A 16,266-nucleotide genomic window follows, 5' to 3' on the forward strand; every position below is an offset into this window, starting at 1 on the left:
CCATGCCCGTTTTCCGGCCCGGCCACATCGTTGCGCTGCCCCTCGGCGTCGTCATCGCCGCGCGCCACACCGGCGGCGAGGCCCGCGCCCCCGTGCTCGGCGGCGCCGAGATCGAGGGCCCGCTCGGCGCCGCACTCGAGCGCGCCGGCCTGCGCACCGAGCTGTCGGTTCCGGTCCGCGACCTACGCGCCACGGCCACGGCCGGAACCCGGGCCGCCGTCGAGCTCACCGTCCCCGCGCCGCCGGTCGACGAGGCCCAGGTCGTCCTCGAGGCCGACGACACCGGCATCGTGCGCTGGCACTTCGCGCGCCCGGTGACCACGACCGCGGCGCGGCGGTCCGGCGCCGCCACCCAGACGTTCGAGATCCCGGTCGAGCAGTACGCGCCCCCGGCCCCGACCGCCGCCCGGCGCGCCCTGCTCGGCTTCGGCCTGGGCAAGATCCTGCACGTGCTGCGCTTCCCGGTCGAGTGGAGCGCCGGCGGCGTGGCCCGGTCCGTGTCGGCGCTGTGGGAGCGGCGCCACCGCCCTTACGGGCTGTGGGAGGCCGGCCCGGCCTACTTCGAGCACGCGGCCCGGCCCCTGGACGCCGGCTGGTTCGACGGGCGCACCGACCCGATCCTGCTGCTGGTGCACGGGACGTTCAGCACCGGGTACAGCGGCTTCGCCGGCCTCGCGGCCGATCCGGCCTTCCAGTCGCGTGCGCAGAAACGGTACGGCGGCGCGGTTCTGGCCTTTGACCATCCGACCCTGCACGACGACCCGGCCGCCAACGTGCGCCGGCTCCTGGAGCGGCTGCCGGCCGGCCGGCCGCTGCGCTTCCACGTGCTGGGCCATTCGCGGGGCGGCCTGGTCGCGCGGCTGCTCGGCGACCATGGGCTGGCCGCCGCCGCCCGCCGGCCGCCGCCGCTGGTCGAGCGGCTCATCCACGTCGCCACGCCCAACGCCGGCACCGTGCTGGCCCGCCCCGACCGGCTGCGCGACCTGCTCGACGTGGCCACCAACATGACCGCGCTCCGGCTGGACGACGCCGCCGAGCCGGTACTGGAGATCGTCAAGGACGTCGCCACCGGCGCGCTCGCAGGGCTGCCCGGCATCGCCGCCATGGACCCCGGCGGCCCGTGGCTGGCCGCCCTCAACGACGAGCCGCGCCCGGCCGGGGTCGCGGTGCACGCGATCGCCGCCGACTTCGAGCCCGGCGACGACGCGCCGCCGGCCCTGAAGGTCCTCGACGGCCTGGCCGACGCGCTCTTCGCCGGCGCCAACGACCTCGTCGTGCCGGCCGAGGGCGTCTACCGGGCCGGGCAGTACCGGGTCGACGCCCCGCTGACCCTGACCGGCGCCCGGCCGGCCGTGGCCCACACCGGCTACTTCGGCAACCAGCAGGTCCGCGACGTCATCTGCGGCTGGCTCGGGGCCTGACCAGCGTGTGTCGGGCATCGAGACGATCGGCTGAACCCGCGGCCGCCGGCGCCGTCCTACGATGCGAGTCTCATCGATCACGGGGGTACTGGAACATGGCCGGGTCACGCATCAACCGCCTCGCCGGGCTCGCGGCGTTCGTCGCCGCGGCCGACGCCGTCATCGCGGTGCTCGGCCGGCAGACGTTCGTAGCCAACGCCGGGCGGTACGGCTGGGCGGTCATCGACGACCCGCCGTACGACGGGACCAGGCAGCGGTTCGTGTTCTGCATCGCGGTCGCCGTCGTCGTCGCGGCGGTGGGGGTCGCGACGGTGTTCCTGGTGAACCGGGCGCGGCCCGGCGCGCGGCTCGCGGTCATCTACGCGCTGCCCGCCTGCTTCGTGGTCAACCTCTTCACGGTCCTCTACAGCCCGGCCAGCCTCGGCGGCAACTCGCGGGGAGCGTCGGCCGCCGACAACGCCGAGGCCGCCGCCGCGTCCGACAAGCTGTTCCCGCTCTGGTTCACCGGCGGGCACGCCATCGCCGTCGTCGCGCTCGGCATCATCGCGCTGCGCCTCGTGCTCCTGCTGCGCAAGCCCGAGCACCGCGACTTCTACGAGTTCGCGACGGCCGGGTAGCAGGGCCCGCGTACGACGAAAGTCTCATTGAGCCGGGGCCCGCGCCGGTGATGGAATCGCAGGGTGAAGGGGCGCACGGTCGACTGGGTCCTCGCCGGCAGCGGGCTCGCGGCCGGCGCGCTGATGTTCGTCACCGGGCAGTACCAGGCCCGCCTCGACGCGCGCTGGCTGTTCGCGCCGCTCGTGGTCTGCTGCGGCGCCCTGCTGCTGCGCCGGGCCGCCCCGGTGGCGTCCGTGGCCGTCGGGACCGCCGCGGTCGCCGCCGACGTCGTCATCGGGCCGTCGCTCGCCACCCCGCTGGTGTACACGCAGGTGCTCTACGACGCCTGCCTGCACGGCAGCGCGCGGCTGGCCCGGCTGCTGCTCGCCGGCAGCGTCGTCGGCTCCGTGGTGACCGCGGTCGCCTGCCTCGTCGTGGTCCGCGACGTCCGCGCGGTCGGGCTCGCCGTGCTCCTCGCGCTCGTCACCGTCGTGCCGATCCTCACCGGGACCCACGTGCGCCACCACCGCGACCAGGCCGCCGCCGCGCGCCGCTCGGCCGAGCAGGTCACGCGGCTGGCCGAGGCCGACCGGGCCAACGCGGTCGCCGCGGAGCGCGCCGGGATGGCCCGGGAGCTGCACGACGTCATCGCCAACCACCTCAGCGCGGTGGCCATCCACGCCACCGCGGCGCTCTCGGCCGACCTCGGCCGGGACGGCACCCGCGACGCCCTCACGGTCATCCGGGAGAACAGCGTGCAGGGCCTGGCCGAGATGCGGCGGATGGTCGGCTTCCTGAGGGACCCGGCCGCCCTGCCCGATGACCCGCCCGGAGGCCTGGCGACCCTCGACGACCTCGTCGCCCGCGCCGGGCTAACGGTCCGCCTCGAGGTGCGCGGCGCGACCGGGGATGTGCCGGTGAGCGTCGACCTCACCGCGTACCGCATCGTCCAGGAGTCCCTGACCAACGCGATGAAGCACGGCGACGGCGGCCCGGTCACGGTCGAGGTCGACCGCGAGCCGACGGCCGTCGGCATCCGGGTCACCTCGGGCCGGCCGGAGCACGAGCAGCGCGGCGAGGGCGCCGGCCTCGTCGGGATGCACGAGCGCGCCGCGCTGCTCGGCGGCACCCTCACCGCCGGCCCGCGGGGGGATCATTGGCTGGTGGAGGCCCGCCTGCCGTGGGAGACGGCGTGAACGTCCGGGTGCTCGTGGCCGACGACCAGCCGGCCGTACGCGCCGGGCTCGTGCTCATCCTGCGCTCGCAGCCCGGCATCGAGGTCGTCGGCGAGGCGCCCGACGGCGCGGCGGCGGTCGAGATCGGGCTGCGGCTGCGCCCCGACGTGGTGCTGATGGACCTGCGCATGCCCCGCCTCGACGGGGTCGCCGCGACCCGGGAGCTGGTCGCGGGCGGGGTGACCGGGGTCCTGGCGCTGACGACGTTCGACCTCGACGAGTACCTCTTCGGCGCCCTGCGCGCCGGCGCCGCCGGCTTCCTGCTGAAGGACGCCTCCGCCGACGAACTGGTGAGCGCCGTGCGGACCGTGGCCCGGGGCGAGGGCGTGGTCGCGCCGGCCGTGACCCGGCGGGTGCTCGGGGCCTTCGCGGGGCCGCCGAGCGAGGCCCCGACGCCGGTCGCCGTGCCGGTGGGCCTGCTCACGGCCCGCGAGCGCGAGGTGCTCGAGTGCCTCGGCGAGGGCCTGTCCAACGCGGCCATCGCGGCCCGGCTCGGGATCGCCGAGGCGACCACGAAGACCCACGTCTCGCGCATCCTCGCCAAGCTCGGGCTGCAGAGCCGCATGCAGGCCGCGATCGCGGCGCGCCGGGTGACCGCCCTTGACACGTGACCATTTGGTCACATAACTTCGAGGCGTGGACGACGATCGCGTCTTCAAGGCCCTTGCCGATCCGACCCGGCGGTTCCTGCTCGACCTGCTCTTCGCGCGCGACGGCCGCACGCTCACGGAGCTGGAGTCCGAGCTGGCGATGACCCGTTTCGGGGTGATGAAGCACCTGAAGGTCCTCGAGGAGGCGAACCTCGTGGTGCCCCGGCGCCAGGGCCGGGAGAAGCTGCACTTCCTCAACGCCGTACCGATCCGGCAGATCCACGACCGCTGGATCGACAAGTACACGAGCGACAACGCCTCGGCACTGCTCGACCTCAAGCGCGGACTGGAGAGCGACGACACATGAACGGTACGGAGCGAAGCGGAGTGGCCGGTCATCGGCAAGCACAGAATTCGGCATGCCACGGCCGGAGCGAAGCGGAGGTCGTGGCATGAGCGGAACACAGGTCTACAAGGTGTACATCAGGGCCGGCGCGGAGCGGGTCTGGGCCGCGATCACCTCGCCGGAGTGGAACTCCCGCTACGGGTACCGCGGCCGCACGGAGATGGACCTGCGCCCGGGCGGCGCGATCGCCGGGCGGTCCAACCCGGGCATGCTGGCCATGGGCGCGCCCGAGATCGGCACCGACGGCGAGGTCGTCGAGGCCGACCCGCCGCACCGCCTGGTGCAGACCTTCCGCATGCTCATGGACCCGGGCATCGCGGCGGAGGGGTTCACGCGGCTGACGTACGAGCTGAAGGAGGGCAAGGACGGCGTCACCGCGCTGACCGTGACCCACGAGCTCGCCGACGCGCCGAACATGGCCCGGCTCATGGCCGGCGAGTTCGAGGAGATGGGCGCGGGCGGCGGCTGGGCCTGGGTGCTCAGCGACCTCAAGTCCCTCCTCGAGACGGGCAAGGCACTGGCCGATCAGTAGCGGAAGCGGCCCACCAGGCCCTGGAGGTCCTCGGACACCCGGGCGAGACTCCCCGCCGCGGCGCCGACGCCGGCCACGGTCACCGTCGTGGCCCGCGTCGCGTCGGCGACCGCGGCCACCGCGCGCGAGGCGTCGTCGCTGCTGACCGCGACGCCGCTGATCGTGCGGGTCAGGTCGGAGGTGGTCGCGCTCTGCTGCTCGATCGCCGATGCGATGGTCACCTGCAGGTCGTTGATCTGCCGGATCACCTCGGCGATGCGCCCGATCGACCCGGCGGCGCCCGCGGTGTCGTGCTGGATGGCGCCGATCCGGGCCGAGATCTCCTCGGTCGCCCGGGCCGTCTCGGCCGCCAGATCCTTGACCTCCCCGGCGACCACCGCGAACCCGCGGCCGCTCTCCCCCGCCCGGGCCGCCTCGATGCTCGCGTTGAGCGCGAGCAGGTTCGTCTGCCGGGCGATGCCGCTGATCACGCCGGCCATCTCGCCGATCTGCCGGCTCGACTCGCCGAGCTGGTCCATCGTCCCGGTCACGGCCGCGGCCAGCCCGTGGGCCGCGGTGGCGACCTCGGCCGCCTCCTGGGCGCTGGCCGAGATGGCCGAGATCGACTGGCCCATCTCCTCGGTTCCGGCCGCGAAGGTCTGCACGCTGCGGGAGATGTCCCCGGTGGCGGTGGTGGCCGCGGCGGCCCGGGCGGCCGAGGACTCGGCGCCGACCGGCCGCGGCGGCGAGCAGCCCCGCGATGCCGACGATCCACACGGTCCGGCGGCCGGTCTCGGCGGTGTGCTGGGCCCCGGCGGCGACCGTGAGCCCGCGGGCGGTGACGGCGGCGGCCACGGCGTTCGTCGCGTCGGCCATGACGCCGAACGCGTCGATGGAGTCGCCCGACGCCAGTTCGTCGGCGGTCGCCTTGGCCCCGGCCGTGCCCTGGCGGTACAACCCGATCATCCGGGTGTCGATGGCCATGAAGTCCTCGAAGCCGCTCGTCGCCCGCCCGAGCAGGGTGCGCTCGCCGCCGGTGAGGGCCGACCCGGAGATCCCGGCGAAGTCGGCGCGCAGCGCGGCGACGGAGTCGAGGAACTCCTTGCGCTGCCCGACGGTGTCGTCGAGCGCGCCGGGGACGCCGCGGGCGAAGTCGAACGCGTAGCCGGTCTGCCAGCCGGCGATGTCGGCGGCGCGGAACTTCGCCTCCATCGCCAGGCGGGACAGCCGCATGAGCGCGCTCGTCTCGGCGCTGGCCGAGCGCTGCCGGCCGAAGCCGAGCGCGGCGGTGCCGAGCAGCACGCCGGAGACGAGGACGCCGATGACGGCGAGCAGCAGGATGCGGGTCGTGATACGCCAGCGACGCATGTGTCACCCTCGACGGTTGCAGCGGTGCAAGACGCCAGGCCTATCGGCACCGCGCCGATCTTTCTGAGCCGTCCCGCATTCATCCAATCTTTGCGACACTGAAGGGCGGCAAAAGCCCCAGCCAAGCCATTGACGAACGTCAGACCTCCCATGTTGACTGCAAGCTAGGACGCGGCTCCCCATCGGCGGGCGTGGGTCGCGGACCGCCCCGGCACGACCTCTGCGAAGGAGAACGCAACCGTGACCCGCCGACTCGCCCTGTTCGCGGCCGCCACCGCGATGTTGGGCTCGCTCGTCGCCGTCCTGCACGGCGGCACCGCCACCGCCGCGACCACCGACCAGGCGTTCAACCCCGGGACCGGGGTGCTGGACGTGGACTACGCCGGATACCTGTCCAAGCACGACATCGTCTACAACAGCCCGCAGACCAACCCGCTGTACGGCCTGACGGTCGGCAACGGCCGGACCGGCGCGATGGTGTGGAACGCCAACGGGCTCACCATGCAGGTGTCCAACGTGGACGCCTCGGAGCAGTCGGCCTACGCGGCCGGCCTGGTGAACCTCAACACGAACCCGGGCCTGGACACCGGGTACACCACCTACCAGCAGCGGCTGTCGCTGTACGACGGCACCCTGACCACGAAGTACGACAGCAACCGCACGGTCACCGTGCTCGGCGTGCCCGGCTCCGAGGTCATGGGGGTGCACGTCGAGGACTCCCGCACGAACCTGGGCAGCACCACCCTCGACCTGAGCATGTGGGACCCGGCGACGGTGACCAACAGCGCCGACGTACCCAACCTCGACACGTGGAAGCAGATCAGCACCTTCGCCGACAGCGCCGCCGCCGGGTTCAGCCGGGGCCAGAGCGACCCCGGCGGCTTCGGCTACACCCTCGCCGCGACGGTCGAGGGCGCCGGCTACAGCACCCAGGTCGTCGGCGGCCGCCAGGTGCGGCTGACCATCACGCCGGCCGCGAGCTACACGGTCTGGTTCACCGCGGCCAGCCGGATCAACGCCCCGAACCGCGACTCGGTCGCCGAAGCCCGCCGGCAGCTCGCCGCGGCCAAGAGCGCCGGCTACCTGACCACGCTGAACAACTACCGCAACTTCTGGCACGCGTTCTGGGCGAAGTCGTTCGTGCAGTACAGCGGCGCGGCCGGCACCGGCGACTACCTCGAGAACGTGTACTACCTGGCGACCTACATGATCGCCGCGGGCGGCTTCGGCAACTACCCGTTCCACTTCATCAACGGCGTGTTCCGGGCGACCCAGGACAACACGAAGTGGAGCAACGGCTACTGGTACTGGAACCAGCGCGACCTGTACAACTCGATGCTGGCCTCGAACCACGTGGACCTCGCCGCCACCGAGAACCGGCTCTACAGCCGCAACTACACGGCGCTGAAGGCGTACACCCAGACGCGGTACGCCATCGACGGGCTGTGGACGCCGGAGACCATGGGCTGGGACGGCAACGCGCGCGGCACGGTGAACTCGGACTACGTCAACGACATCTACTCGACGGGCACCGAGGCCGCGTACAACATGTACCTGCAGTACCGCTACACGAACGACACCGCCTACCTGCAGGGCACCGCGTACCCGTTCATGCGCGAGGTCGTGAAGTTCTACCAGGCCAAGCTCTCCCGCGACGCCGCCACCGGCCGGTACTACATGGCCTCCTCCAACGCCCACGAGACCTACTGGGACGTGAAGAACGCGATCACCGACCTGGCCGCGGTCCGGCTGCTCTTCCCGCTCACGATCGCCGTGAGCAACCAGCTCGGGCTCGACGCGGGCCTGCGGGCCGGCTGGCAGGACGTGCTCGACAACATCGAGCCGTACAAGGTCGCCGGCGGCGCCTGGCTGCCGCACGACCCGCCCGCCCCCGCCCAGCAGCGCAACGGCGAGAACGTCACGGCCGAGCTGATCTGGCCGTACGACCTCACCGGCATCGGGGCGGCGGACTACCAGACGGCGCTCACCAGCTGGAACAACCGGCCGAACCCGTACAGCAACGTGTGGGCCAACGACGCCGTGCAGGCCGCGCGGCTGGGCCTGGGCGACCAGGCGCTGTCGGGGATGAAGCTGATGTTGCAGCGGTACCAGAACTACCCCAACGGCATGACGAACAACACCAACGGCGTCTTCGAGTACCTCGGCGTGCACCTGGCCGCCACCAACGAGGCCCTGCTGCAGTCCTACAACGACAAGATCCGGGTGTTCCCGGCCGCGCCGAACGACGCCGGCTTCAGCGGGCGGTTCACGCTGCTGGCCAAGGACGGGTTCCTGGTCAGCTCCGAGCGCGAGGGCAACGAGACCAAGTACGTCGGGCTCAGGAGCCTCTACGGCAAGCAGGCCCGCGTGGTGAACCCGTGGGGCACCCAGGAGATCCGGGTCCGCCGCGCCTCCGACAACGCGGTCCTGACGACCACCACGGCCGGCGAGGTCACCTTCGCCACCGCCGCGAACACGGTGTACGTCGTCGAGCGGACCGCCAAGCCGCTGACGTCGTACACCCACACGCAGCTGACCGGCGCGGCCAACCAGGGCGTGAAGACGCTGTCCGGCACCGCCTCGACGCTCGGCACCGCCGGCGCCGGGCAGCCCGGGCTCGTCAACGACACCGCGCTGACGTACGACGCGAACTGGTACCAGACCACCAGCCGCGGCTACGGCGACTACAACGACGACACGCACCACAGCACCACCGTCGGCGCGACCGCGAGCTACACGTTCACGGGCACCGGCGTGCAGCTGCTCTCCGAGCGCTTCAGCGACATGGGCAACATGGACGTGTACATCGACAACGTCCTGCAGGCCAACGTGAACCTCAACGCGGCCGGCGCCCGGCAGGTCCAGCAGACCGTGTACAGCAAGACGGGCCTGGCCAACGGCACCCACACCATCCGGATCGTCAACAAGACCACGTCGGTCGGCATGGTGGACGCGCTGCGGATCACCACCGGCACGACCCCGCCGCCGGGCGGGCAGGCGCTGCGGGCGCAGGTCAACAGCCGGTACGTCACCGCCGACGCCGGCGGCACGAGCCCGCTCATCGCCAGCAAGACCGCCATCGGCACCGCCGAGCAGTTCGACGTCGTCGACCTCGGCGGGGGCCTGGTGGCGCTGCGGGCCCGGGTCAACGGGCAGTTCGTGTGCGCCGAGAACGCCGGGGCCAACCCGCTCGTCGCCAACCGCGCCCAGGCCGGGTCGTGGGAGACGTTCCGGCTCCTGCGCAACGCCGACAACACCGTGAGCCTCCAGGCCACGGTCAACGGCCGGTACGTGACGGCGGAGAGCGCGGGCGCGGCCCCGCTCATCGCCAACCGCGACGCGATCGGGCCGTGGGAGAAGTTCGACCTCGTCAGCGCGTGAGGCCTCGGCAGCGCGTGAGGCCTCGGCAGCTCGTGAGGCCTCGGCAGCGTATGACGTGAGGATGCCGGCCGCGGGGCGCCCCGCGGCCGGCATCTGTCCCGGGGATCCGCGTCGGCGTCACATCTCCCCGGCGTCGCCCGGACCCGTGGCGGTGGCTCCGCACATCGAACCATGGGCAACCCTCGACGTCAGAGTGAACATCCGAGGTATCCCGCGTCAAGCAGTCGCCGAACTTCTGTTCTGCGGGAAGAAAGCCTTGCCCTAGCCGCCACCACTCTGCTAAACATCCGATGTATGAGCGAACGGTTCACGTCCCTGGATACCTACGACGTGCGATTCCCCACGTCCCGCCAGCTCGACGGCTCCGACGCGATGAACCCCGACCCCGACTACTCCGCCGCCTACGTCGTGCTGCGCACCGACGCCGCCGACGGGCACGAGGGGCACGGGTTCGCGTTCACCATCGGCCGCGGCAACGAGGTGCAGACGGCGGCGATCCTGGCGCTGCGGCCGTACCTCACCGGGCGCTCCGTCGCCGCCGTGCTCGACGACCTCGGCGGCCTGTGGCGCGAGCTGGTGCACGACTCGCAGCTGCGCTGGCTCGGCCCGGAGAAGGGCGTCATGCACATGGCGATCTCCGCGGTCGTCAACGCCCTGTGGGACCTGCGGGCCAAGCGGGCCGGGCTGCCCCTGTGGCGGCTGCTGTCCTCGCTGGCGCCGGAGGAGCTGGTGGAGCTCGTCGACTTCCGGTACCTCACCGACGCCCTAACCCCCGCCGAGGCCCTGGAGATCCTCAAGCCCGGCGCGGAGGGCCGCGAGGAGCGCGTCGCGGCCCTGCTGGCCGACGGCTACCCGGCGTACGCGACCTCGCCCGGCTGGCTCGGCTACGACGACGCCAAGCTGACCCGGCTGTGCCGCGAGGCCGTCGGGGCCGGCTTCACCCAGATCAAGCTCAAGGTCGGCGCCGACCTCGGCGACGACATCCGCCGGCTGCGCATCGCCCGCGAGGTCTGCGGGCCGCACGTGCGCATCGCCGTGGACGCCAACCAGCGCTGGGACGTCGGCACCGCCGTCGAGTGGGTGCGGGCCCTGGCGCCGTTCCATCCGTGGTGGGTCGAGGAGCCCACCTCGCCCGACGACGTCGTCGGGCACGCCGAGATCGCCCGGCGCATCGCGCCGATCCCGGTCGCCACCGGCGAGCACGTGCAGAACCGGGTCGTGTTCAAGCAGCTGCTGCAGCTGCGCGCGGTCTCGTTCGTCCAGCTCGACGCCGCCCGCGTCGCCGGGGTGAACGAGAACGTGGCGATCCTGTTGCTGGCGGCCAAGTTCGGCGTCCCGGTCTGCCCGCACGCGGGCGGGGTCGGGCTGTGCGAACTGGTCCAGCACCTGTCGATGTTCGACTACGTGGCGGTCTCGCGCAGCACGCACAACCGCGTCATCGAGTACGTCGACCACCTGCACGAACACTTCGTGGACCCGGTCCGCCTACGCGCCGGCCGCTATCTGGCGCCGACCGCGCCCGGGTTCAGCTCCACCATGCGGCCCGAGAGCCGCGCCCGCTACGCCTACCCCGACGGTCCGATCTGGAACGAGGCCACGTCATGAGAATGCTCCCGCCTCTCATCGCCGCCACCCTGCTCGTCTCCCTCGCCGCGTGCGGCGACTCCGCCGACACCAAGACCGACACCGCCAGCCCGCCCATCGCGGTCGACCTGCCCCGGGCCGACTCCGACTTCTGGAACTCCTACGCGAAGTACATCCCGCAGTTCGCCAAGGAGAGCGGCATCAACCTGATGGCGCCGACCAACTCGCAGAACGACATCGCCAAGCTCGTGGCCAACACCCAGGCATTGACGAGCCAGGGCGCGAAGGCCATCGTGATGGCACCGCAGGACACGGGCGCCATCGCCACCACCCTCACCACCCTGGAGCAGAAGAAGATCCCCGTGGTCACCGTCGACACCCGCCCGGACAAGGGCAAGGTGTACATGGTGGTGCGCGCCGACAACAAGGCGTACGGCGAGAAGGCCTGCGAGTTCCTGGGCCAGAAGCTGGGCGGCAAGGGCAAGGTCGTGGAGTTCCAGGGCGCCCTGTCCTCGGTCAACGGCCGCGACCGGTCCGAGGCCTTCGCCGCGTGCATGCAGAGCAAGTACCCCGGCATCACCGTCTTCGCCGAGCCGACCGACTGGGAGGGCGCCAAGGCCTCGGCCGCGCTGCAGACCCGCCTGGCCCAGCACCCCGACATCAACGGCATCTACATGCAGGCCGGCGGCGTGTTCCTGGCGCCGACGCTGCAGCTGCTGCGCTCCAAGAACCTGCTCGTGCCGCCGAGCGACCCCAAGCACGTCTTCATCGTCTCCAACGACGGCATCCCGCAGGAGTTCGACGCCATCCGCAAGGGCGAGATCGACGCGACCGTCTCCCAGCCGGCCGACCTCTACGCCAAGTACGCGCTCTTCTACGCCAAGGCCGCGGTCGAGGGCAAGACCTTCGCCCCGGGCAAGACCGACCACGACAGCACCATCGTCCAGGTCCGCGACGGCGTGCTCGAGGACCAGCTGCCCGCGCCGCTGGTCACCAAGGACAACGTCGAGGACAAGGCCCTGTGGGGCAACCAGATCGGGAAGTGATGACCGCAGCCAGTCCGGCCGTGGCGGCCCACGAGGTGACCAAGCGCTTCGGGGCCACCACGGCGCTGTCCGAGGTGTCCCTGCGCATCGCGCCCGGCGAGACCCACGCGCTCGTCGGGCGCAACGGCGCCGGCAAGTCGACCCTGGTCTCGCTGCTGACCGGCCTGCACCGGCCGGACGGCGGCGAGGTCCGCTTCGGCGGCGAGGCCGCCCCGCCAGTGGCCGACCGGGGCGCGTGGCGGGCCCGGGTCGCCTGCGTCTTCCAGCGCTCCACCATCATCCCCACGCTGACCGTCGCCGAGAACCTGTTCCTCAACCGCCAGGCCGGCCGCGGGCCGATCCGCTGGACCGGCCTGCGGCGGCGGGCGGCCGAGCTGCTCGGCGAGTACGCCGTCGACGTCGACCCGCGGGCCCTCGCCGGCGACCTCGGCGTCGAGCAGCGGCAGCTCGTCGAGATCGCGCGGGCCCTGTCGCAGGGGGCCCGGTTCATCATCCTCGACGAGCCGACCGCCCGCCTCGACGCGACAGCCATCGACCGGCTGTTCGCGCGCCTGAAGTCGCTGAGCGAGGCGGGCGTGACGATGCTGTTCATCTCGCACCACCTGCAGGAGGTGTACGCGGTCTGCGACACCGTCACCGTCCTGCGCGACGCCCGCTGGGTGCTCACCGAGCCCGTCGCCGCCATCGGCCACGACGAGCTCGTCGCGGCGATGACCGGCGAGGCGTCCGGCCTCACCACGGTCGCGCCCCGGTCCCCGTCGGTGTCCTCCGTCGTGCTGCAGGTGCAGGATCTCGCGGTGGGCGGCACCTACGGCCCGGTCACGCTGGACGTGCGGGCCGGAGAGATGGTCGGGGTGACGGGCTCGGGCAGCAGCGGCAAGGTCGCGCTCGCGGAGACGGTCGGCGGACTCCGCAAGGCCACCTCCGGGCAGGTTTCCGTCGGTGGTACCGTCCTGAAGCCCGGCGTCCCCGCCGCGCTCGCGGCCGGCATCGGCCTGGTGCCCCAGGACCGGCACCGCGAGGGCCTGATCCCGCTGCTGTCCGTCGCCGAGAACGCCACCCTGCCGATCGCGGACCGGCTCGGCCCGGCCGGGGCCGTCGTGCCGGCGCGGCGCCGGACGGTGACGCAGGAGCTCATCAGGCGGTACGACATCCGCACGGAAGGCCCGGACGCGCCGGTCGCGAGCCTCTCGGGCGGCAACGCCCAGAAGGTCGTCCTGGCCCGGGCGCTGTCGAGCGACCCGCGGGTGCTCGTGCTCATCAACCCCACCGCCGGGGTCGACGTGCGCTCGAAGGAGTCGCTGCTCGGGGCCGTGCGCGCGGCCGCCGACGCCGGCACCGGGGTGCTCATGATCTCCGACGAGCTCGACGACCTGCGCCACTGCGACCGGGTGCTCGTCATGTTCCACGGACGCGTCACCGCCGAGCTGGCGGCCGGTTGGAGCGACACCGACGTGGTCGCCGCCGTCGAAGGAGTCTCCGCATGACCACCACCGCCGTCGCCCGCCCCTCCCTGAGCCTCGGGCGGATGCGCGACCTCGCGCTGGTCCCGGCCATCGTCGTGCTGCTGATCGTCGGCGCGCTGATCGACCCGGTCTTCCTGTCCCGGGCCAACCTCGTCAACGTGCTGCAGCAGCAGACCGAGCTGTCCCTGCTGGTGCTGGCCGAGACGCTGATCCTGATCGGCGGCCGGTTCGACCTGTCCCTGGAGTCGACCGTCGGCCTCGCCCCGGCCCTCGGCGTGGCCCTGGTCATCCCGGCGGCCAGCAACGGCATCGGCACCGAGTGGTCCGACGCCCTGGCCGTGCCGATCTGCCTGCTGGTCGGCCTCGCCGTCGGAGCGGTCAACGGCCTGCTGATCCTGCGCTTCGGCCTGTCGGCGTTCATCGTCACGCTCGGCATGCTCATCGAGCTGCGCGGCCTGCAGATCGGCATCACCGGCGGGCAGAACCTCTTCGAGCTGCCGCCGTCGGTGCTCTATCTGGGCAACGCCACCTGGCTCGGCCTGCCCCTGTCGATCTGGCTGTGTGCGGCCATCTTCGCCGTCGGCATCGCGGTGCTCGGCTGGTTCCGCCACGGCCGGGCCGTCTACGCCATCGGCGGCAACGCCGACGCCGCCCGGGCCGCCGGCATCCGCACCGACCGGGTCATGTGGATCGTCTTCATGGTCGCCGGGGTCCTCGCGGCGCTGGCCGGGCTGCTCATGACCGGCCGGCTCGGCTCCGTCGCCGCCGCCCAGGGCTCGGGCATGATCTTCCAGGTGTTCGCGGCGGCGGTCATCGGCGGGGTGAGCATGAACGGCGGCAAGGGCACGCTGTTCGGCGCGCTGTGCGGCGTGCTCATGCTGGGGCTCATCAACAACATCCTGACCCTGGCCGGGGTCTCGGCGCAGTGGATCCAGGCCGTGTACGGCCTGATCATCCTCGTCGCCCTCGTGCTGGCCCGGCTCACGACCGGCAAGGCGCAGGACTCGTAGTCGAGGGCGGGCAAAGGTGGGCGGAACCGGTCCGGGGCCGGTCCCGCCCACCGGCTTGTCTAGCTCAAGGTGAGGGCGACGTCGTCGATGACGAACGACGTCTGCAGCGAGGAGTCCTCGGTGCCGTTCCACTTGAGCGTGACGGTCTGGCCCGCGAACGCGCTGAGGCTGTAGGACTTCTGGACGTACCCCGTCGCCTTGTTCAGGTTCGACAGGGTCGCCAGGGTCGTCGAGCCCGCGGTGACGGTCAGCTTGTCGTAGGCCGTCGAGGTGGTGGTCTCCGCGGTGTCGATGTGCACCCAGAACGTCAGCGTCGTCGTGCAGCCGGCCGGGATGGTCACCGACTGCGAGATGCTCTCGGTGTGCGTGGAGCCGTACCCGAGCAGCCACGCGCTGTAGGTGCCCGCGTGCGCCGCCTCGCCCTGCGAGGACCACTGGCCGATCGCGCCCGTCGTGCCGGTCCAGCCGGTCGCGCCGGACTCGAAGCCGCCGTTGGTGATCTGCTGGCCGCTGCAGCTGCTGCCGCCGCCGCTGACCGTCCACGTGAAGGACGTGCTGCCGGTGGCGCCGGTGGTGTCCCGGGCGGTCACCGTGCTCGTGGTGGTCTGCGCCGTGGTCGGCGTGCCCGAGATCAGCCCGGTGCTCGCGTTGATGCTCAGGCCCGCGGGCAGGCCGGTCGCCGAGTAGGTGAGCGTCTGGCCCGAGGCGGAGTCGGTCGCGGTGATCTGCAGCGACTTCGCCGTGCCGACCGTCGCGGTCTGCGCGCCCGGGTTGGCGACGGTGACCGTGTTGCCCGGCGCGGTGGCGCCGGTCAGCATGCAGCCGGCCACCGTGAGGTCGATCGCGCGCGCGGAGTTCAGGCAGGTGGTGAACCAGTAGGTCTGCTCACCGTAGGACTGTCCCTGGTGGACGGTCACGTTGCCGTTCGCGTCGACCTCGCACGGGTTGTTGAGCGTGCAGCTCTGCCCGTCGTCGTTGCCGGTGTTGTTGATGCCGATGATCTGCCGGTCCGACGTCCGGATGATCGGCGAGCCCGACGTGCCGTGCGTCGTCTGGCAGCCGGAGTTGTACCGGATCGAGTCGTGCCAGGTCCACGTGTCCTCGCGCAGCGTGGGCACGAAGCCGTTGATGGAGCAGGTCCAGACCTGCTTCCAGTAGCTCGACGGGATCGTCATCGCGGTGCCGTCGGCCGGACGGGCGGCGGCGACGGTGAGCGCGGTGGTGTTGCTGTACTTCGACTTGATCTGCGCGAACGTGTCGGTGAGCTGGTACAACGACACGTCCGTACCCGTCATGGTGCCGTAGATGAGCTTGTCGGCGCGGACGGTGCCGAGGGATGCGCCGGAGTCGCTCAGCAGCGTCCCGGAGCGGCTGCTCGTGCGGTTCGTGTACACCTGGCCGGCGGGGATGAACCCGTTCTCGTAGCAGTGGCCGTTGGTCAGCAGCATGGCCCGGTCGGAGTCCACCGACTGCGGCCACCGCACCAGCGAGCCCGAGCAGTTGTTCAGCGCGATCGTCGAGCCCAGGCCGGTGACCGCGAGTGCCTGGGCCGGCGCCGGGCCGGCGACGACGCTCGCGGCGACGGCGAGGATGGCCGCGCCGACTGCGAGTGTCCGTCTCTTGCGCATGGGGGATCCCTTCGTTGGGGTAC

Annotated in this window: 14 protein-coding genes; 12 read left to right on the forward strand and 2 right to left on the reverse strand. The window is 72.2% G+C overall.

Annotated elements, in window-relative coordinates:
* Window positions 1-2: 2 nt before the first annotated feature.
* The 6 genes from ACPPVO_RS29925 (at window position 3) to ACPPVO_RS29950 (ending at window position 4,781) form a co-directional block, all read left to right on the forward strand.
* A complete protein-coding gene (locus ACPPVO_RS29925; RefSeq protein ID WP_426514461.1) occupies window positions 3-1,421 on the forward strand; it encodes a lipase family alpha/beta hydrolase in 1,419 nt (472 codons plus the stop codon).
* A gap of 95 nt (window positions 1,422-1,516) precedes the next feature.
* Window positions 1,517-2,038, forward strand: coding sequence for a hypothetical protein (locus ACPPVO_RS29930; protein ID WP_426514462.1), 522 nt, complete (start codon window positions 1,517-1,519; stop codon window positions 2,036-2,038).
* 63 nt (window positions 2,039-2,101) lie between these two features.
* Window positions 2,102-3,214, forward strand: a complete 1,113-nt coding sequence (locus ACPPVO_RS29935) for a sensor histidine kinase (RefSeq protein WP_426514463.1) — start codon at window positions 2,102-2,104, stop codon at window positions 3,212-3,214.
* The gene (locus ACPPVO_RS29940) at window positions 3,211-3,864 is read left to right on the forward strand and encodes a response regulator transcription factor (RefSeq protein WP_360389197.1); all 654 of its coding nucleotides are present in this window, start codon (window positions 3,211-3,213) and stop codon (window positions 3,862-3,864) included. The genes ACPPVO_RS29935 and ACPPVO_RS29940 overlap by 4 nt, the downstream gene beginning before the upstream one ends.
* A gap of 25 nt (window positions 3,865-3,889) precedes the next feature.
* Window positions 3,890-4,210, forward strand: coding sequence for an ArsR/SmtB family transcription factor (locus tag ACPPVO_RS29945; RefSeq protein WP_426514464.1), 321 nt, complete (start codon window positions 3,890-3,892; stop codon window positions 4,208-4,210).
* 85 nt (window positions 4,211-4,295) lie between these two features.
* Entirely contained in the window at window positions 4,296-4,781 is a 486-nt protein-coding gene (locus tag ACPPVO_RS29950; RefSeq protein ID WP_426514465.1) for an SRPBCC domain-containing protein, read from the forward strand.
* Here the strand turns inward: ACPPVO_RS29950 and ACPPVO_RS29955 are convergent.
* A complete protein-coding gene (locus ACPPVO_RS29955; RefSeq protein ID WP_426514466.1) occupies window positions 4,775-5,395 on the reverse strand; it encodes a methyl-accepting chemotaxis protein in 621 nt (206 codons plus the stop codon). The two genes, ACPPVO_RS29950 and ACPPVO_RS29955, sit on opposite strands and share 7 nt — an antisense overlap.
* Between ACPPVO_RS29955 and ACPPVO_RS29960 the strand changes: the two genes are divergently transcribed.
* The 6 genes from ACPPVO_RS29960 (at window position 5,373) to ACPPVO_RS29985 (ending at window position 14,615) form a co-directional block, all read left to right on the forward strand.
* Window positions 5,373-6,230: a hypothetical protein gene (locus ACPPVO_RS29960; RefSeq protein WP_426514467.1), complete on the forward strand. Its 858-nt coding sequence runs from the start codon at window positions 5,373-5,375 to the stop codon at window positions 6,228-6,230. The two genes, ACPPVO_RS29955 and ACPPVO_RS29960, sit on opposite strands and share 23 nt — an antisense overlap.
* A gap of 177 nt (window positions 6,231-6,407) precedes the next feature.
* The gene (locus ACPPVO_RS29965; protein WP_426514723.1) at window positions 6,408-9,509 is read left to right on the forward strand and encodes a glycosyl hydrolase family 95 catalytic domain-containing protein; all 3,102 of its coding nucleotides are present in this window, start codon (window positions 6,408-6,410) and stop codon (window positions 9,507-9,509) included.
* Window positions 9,510-9,803: 294 nt separating this feature from the next.
* Window positions 9,804-11,114, forward strand: coding sequence for an L-fuconate dehydratase (locus ACPPVO_RS29970; protein WP_426514468.1), 1,311 nt, complete (start codon window positions 9,804-9,806; stop codon window positions 11,112-11,114).
* Entirely contained in the window at window positions 11,111-12,139 is a 1,029-nt protein-coding gene (locus ACPPVO_RS29975) for a sugar ABC transporter substrate-binding protein (RefSeq protein WP_426514469.1), read from the forward strand. The genes ACPPVO_RS29970 and ACPPVO_RS29975 overlap by 4 nt, the downstream gene beginning before the upstream one ends.
* Window positions 12,139-13,626: a sugar ABC transporter ATP-binding protein gene (locus ACPPVO_RS29980; RefSeq protein ID WP_426514470.1), complete on the forward strand. Its 1,488-nt coding sequence runs from the start codon at window positions 12,139-12,141 to the stop codon at window positions 13,624-13,626. The genes ACPPVO_RS29975 and ACPPVO_RS29980 overlap by 1 nt, the downstream gene beginning before the upstream one ends.
* Window positions 13,623-14,615 (forward strand): ABC transporter permease, encoded by a 993-nt coding sequence (locus tag ACPPVO_RS29985; protein ID WP_426514471.1) that lies wholly within the window; start codon window positions 13,623-13,625, stop codon window positions 14,613-14,615. Before ACPPVO_RS29980 ends, ACPPVO_RS29985 begins: the two co-directional genes overlap by 4 nt.
* 59 nt (window positions 14,616-14,674) lie before the next feature.
* Here ACPPVO_RS29985 and ACPPVO_RS29990 read toward each other — a convergent pair whose 3' ends face one another.
* Complete coding sequence (locus tag ACPPVO_RS29990; protein WP_426514472.1) at window positions 14,675-16,243, reverse strand: putative Ig domain-containing protein; 1,569 nt, start codon at window positions 16,241-16,243, stop codon at window positions 14,675-14,677.
* Window positions 16,244-16,266: the final 23 nt, after the last annotated feature.

It is taken from the genome of Dactylosporangium sp. McL0621, assembly GCF_049995355.1.
Classification (GTDB): domain Bacteria; phylum Actinomycetota; class Actinomycetes; order Mycobacteriales; family Micromonosporaceae; genus Dactylosporangium.

Bases quoted from the DNA above. Each gene is read 5' to 3' on its own strand.
- ACPPVO_RS29970 (WP_426514468.1), top strand. From the start codon at position 9,804: ATGAGCGAACGGTTCACGTCCCTGGATACCTACGACGTGCGATTCCCC.
- ACPPVO_RS29955 (WP_426514466.1), bottom strand. From the start codon at position 5,395: ATGGGCCAGTCGATCTCGGCCATCTCGGCCAGCGCCCAGGAGGCGGCC.
- ACPPVO_RS29980 (WP_426514470.1), top strand. From the start codon at position 12,139: ATGACCGCAGCCAGTCCGGCCGTGGCGGCCCACGAGGTGACCAAGCGC.
- ACPPVO_RS29990 (WP_426514472.1), bottom strand. From the start codon at position 16,243: ATGCGCAAGAGACGGACACTCGCAGTCGGCGCGGCCATCCTCGCCGTC.
- ACPPVO_RS29930 (WP_426514462.1), top strand. From the start codon at position 1,517: ATGGCCGGGTCACGCATCAACCGCCTCGCCGGGCTCGCGGCGTTCGTC.
- ACPPVO_RS29985 (WP_426514471.1), top strand. From the start codon at position 13,623: ATGACCACCACCGCCGTCGCCCGCCCCTCCCTGAGCCTCGGGCGGATG.
- ACPPVO_RS29925 (WP_426514461.1), top strand. From the start codon at position 3: ATGCCCGTTTTCCGGCCCGGCCACATCGTTGCGCTGCCCCTCGGCGTC.
- ACPPVO_RS29975 (WP_426514469.1), top strand. From the start codon at position 11,111: ATGAGAATGCTCCCGCCTCTCATCGCCGCCACCCTGCTCGTCTCCCTC.
- ACPPVO_RS29965 (WP_426514723.1), top strand. From the start codon at position 6,408: ATGTTGGGCTCGCTCGTCGCCGTCCTGCACGGCGGCACCGCCACCGCC.
- ACPPVO_RS29950 (WP_426514465.1), top strand. From the start codon at position 4,296: ATGAGCGGAACACAGGTCTACAAGGTGTACATCAGGGCCGGCGCGGAG.
- ACPPVO_RS29960 (WP_426514467.1), top strand. From the start codon at position 5,373: ATGGCCGAGATCGACTGGCCCATCTCCTCGGTTCCGGCCGCGAAGGTC.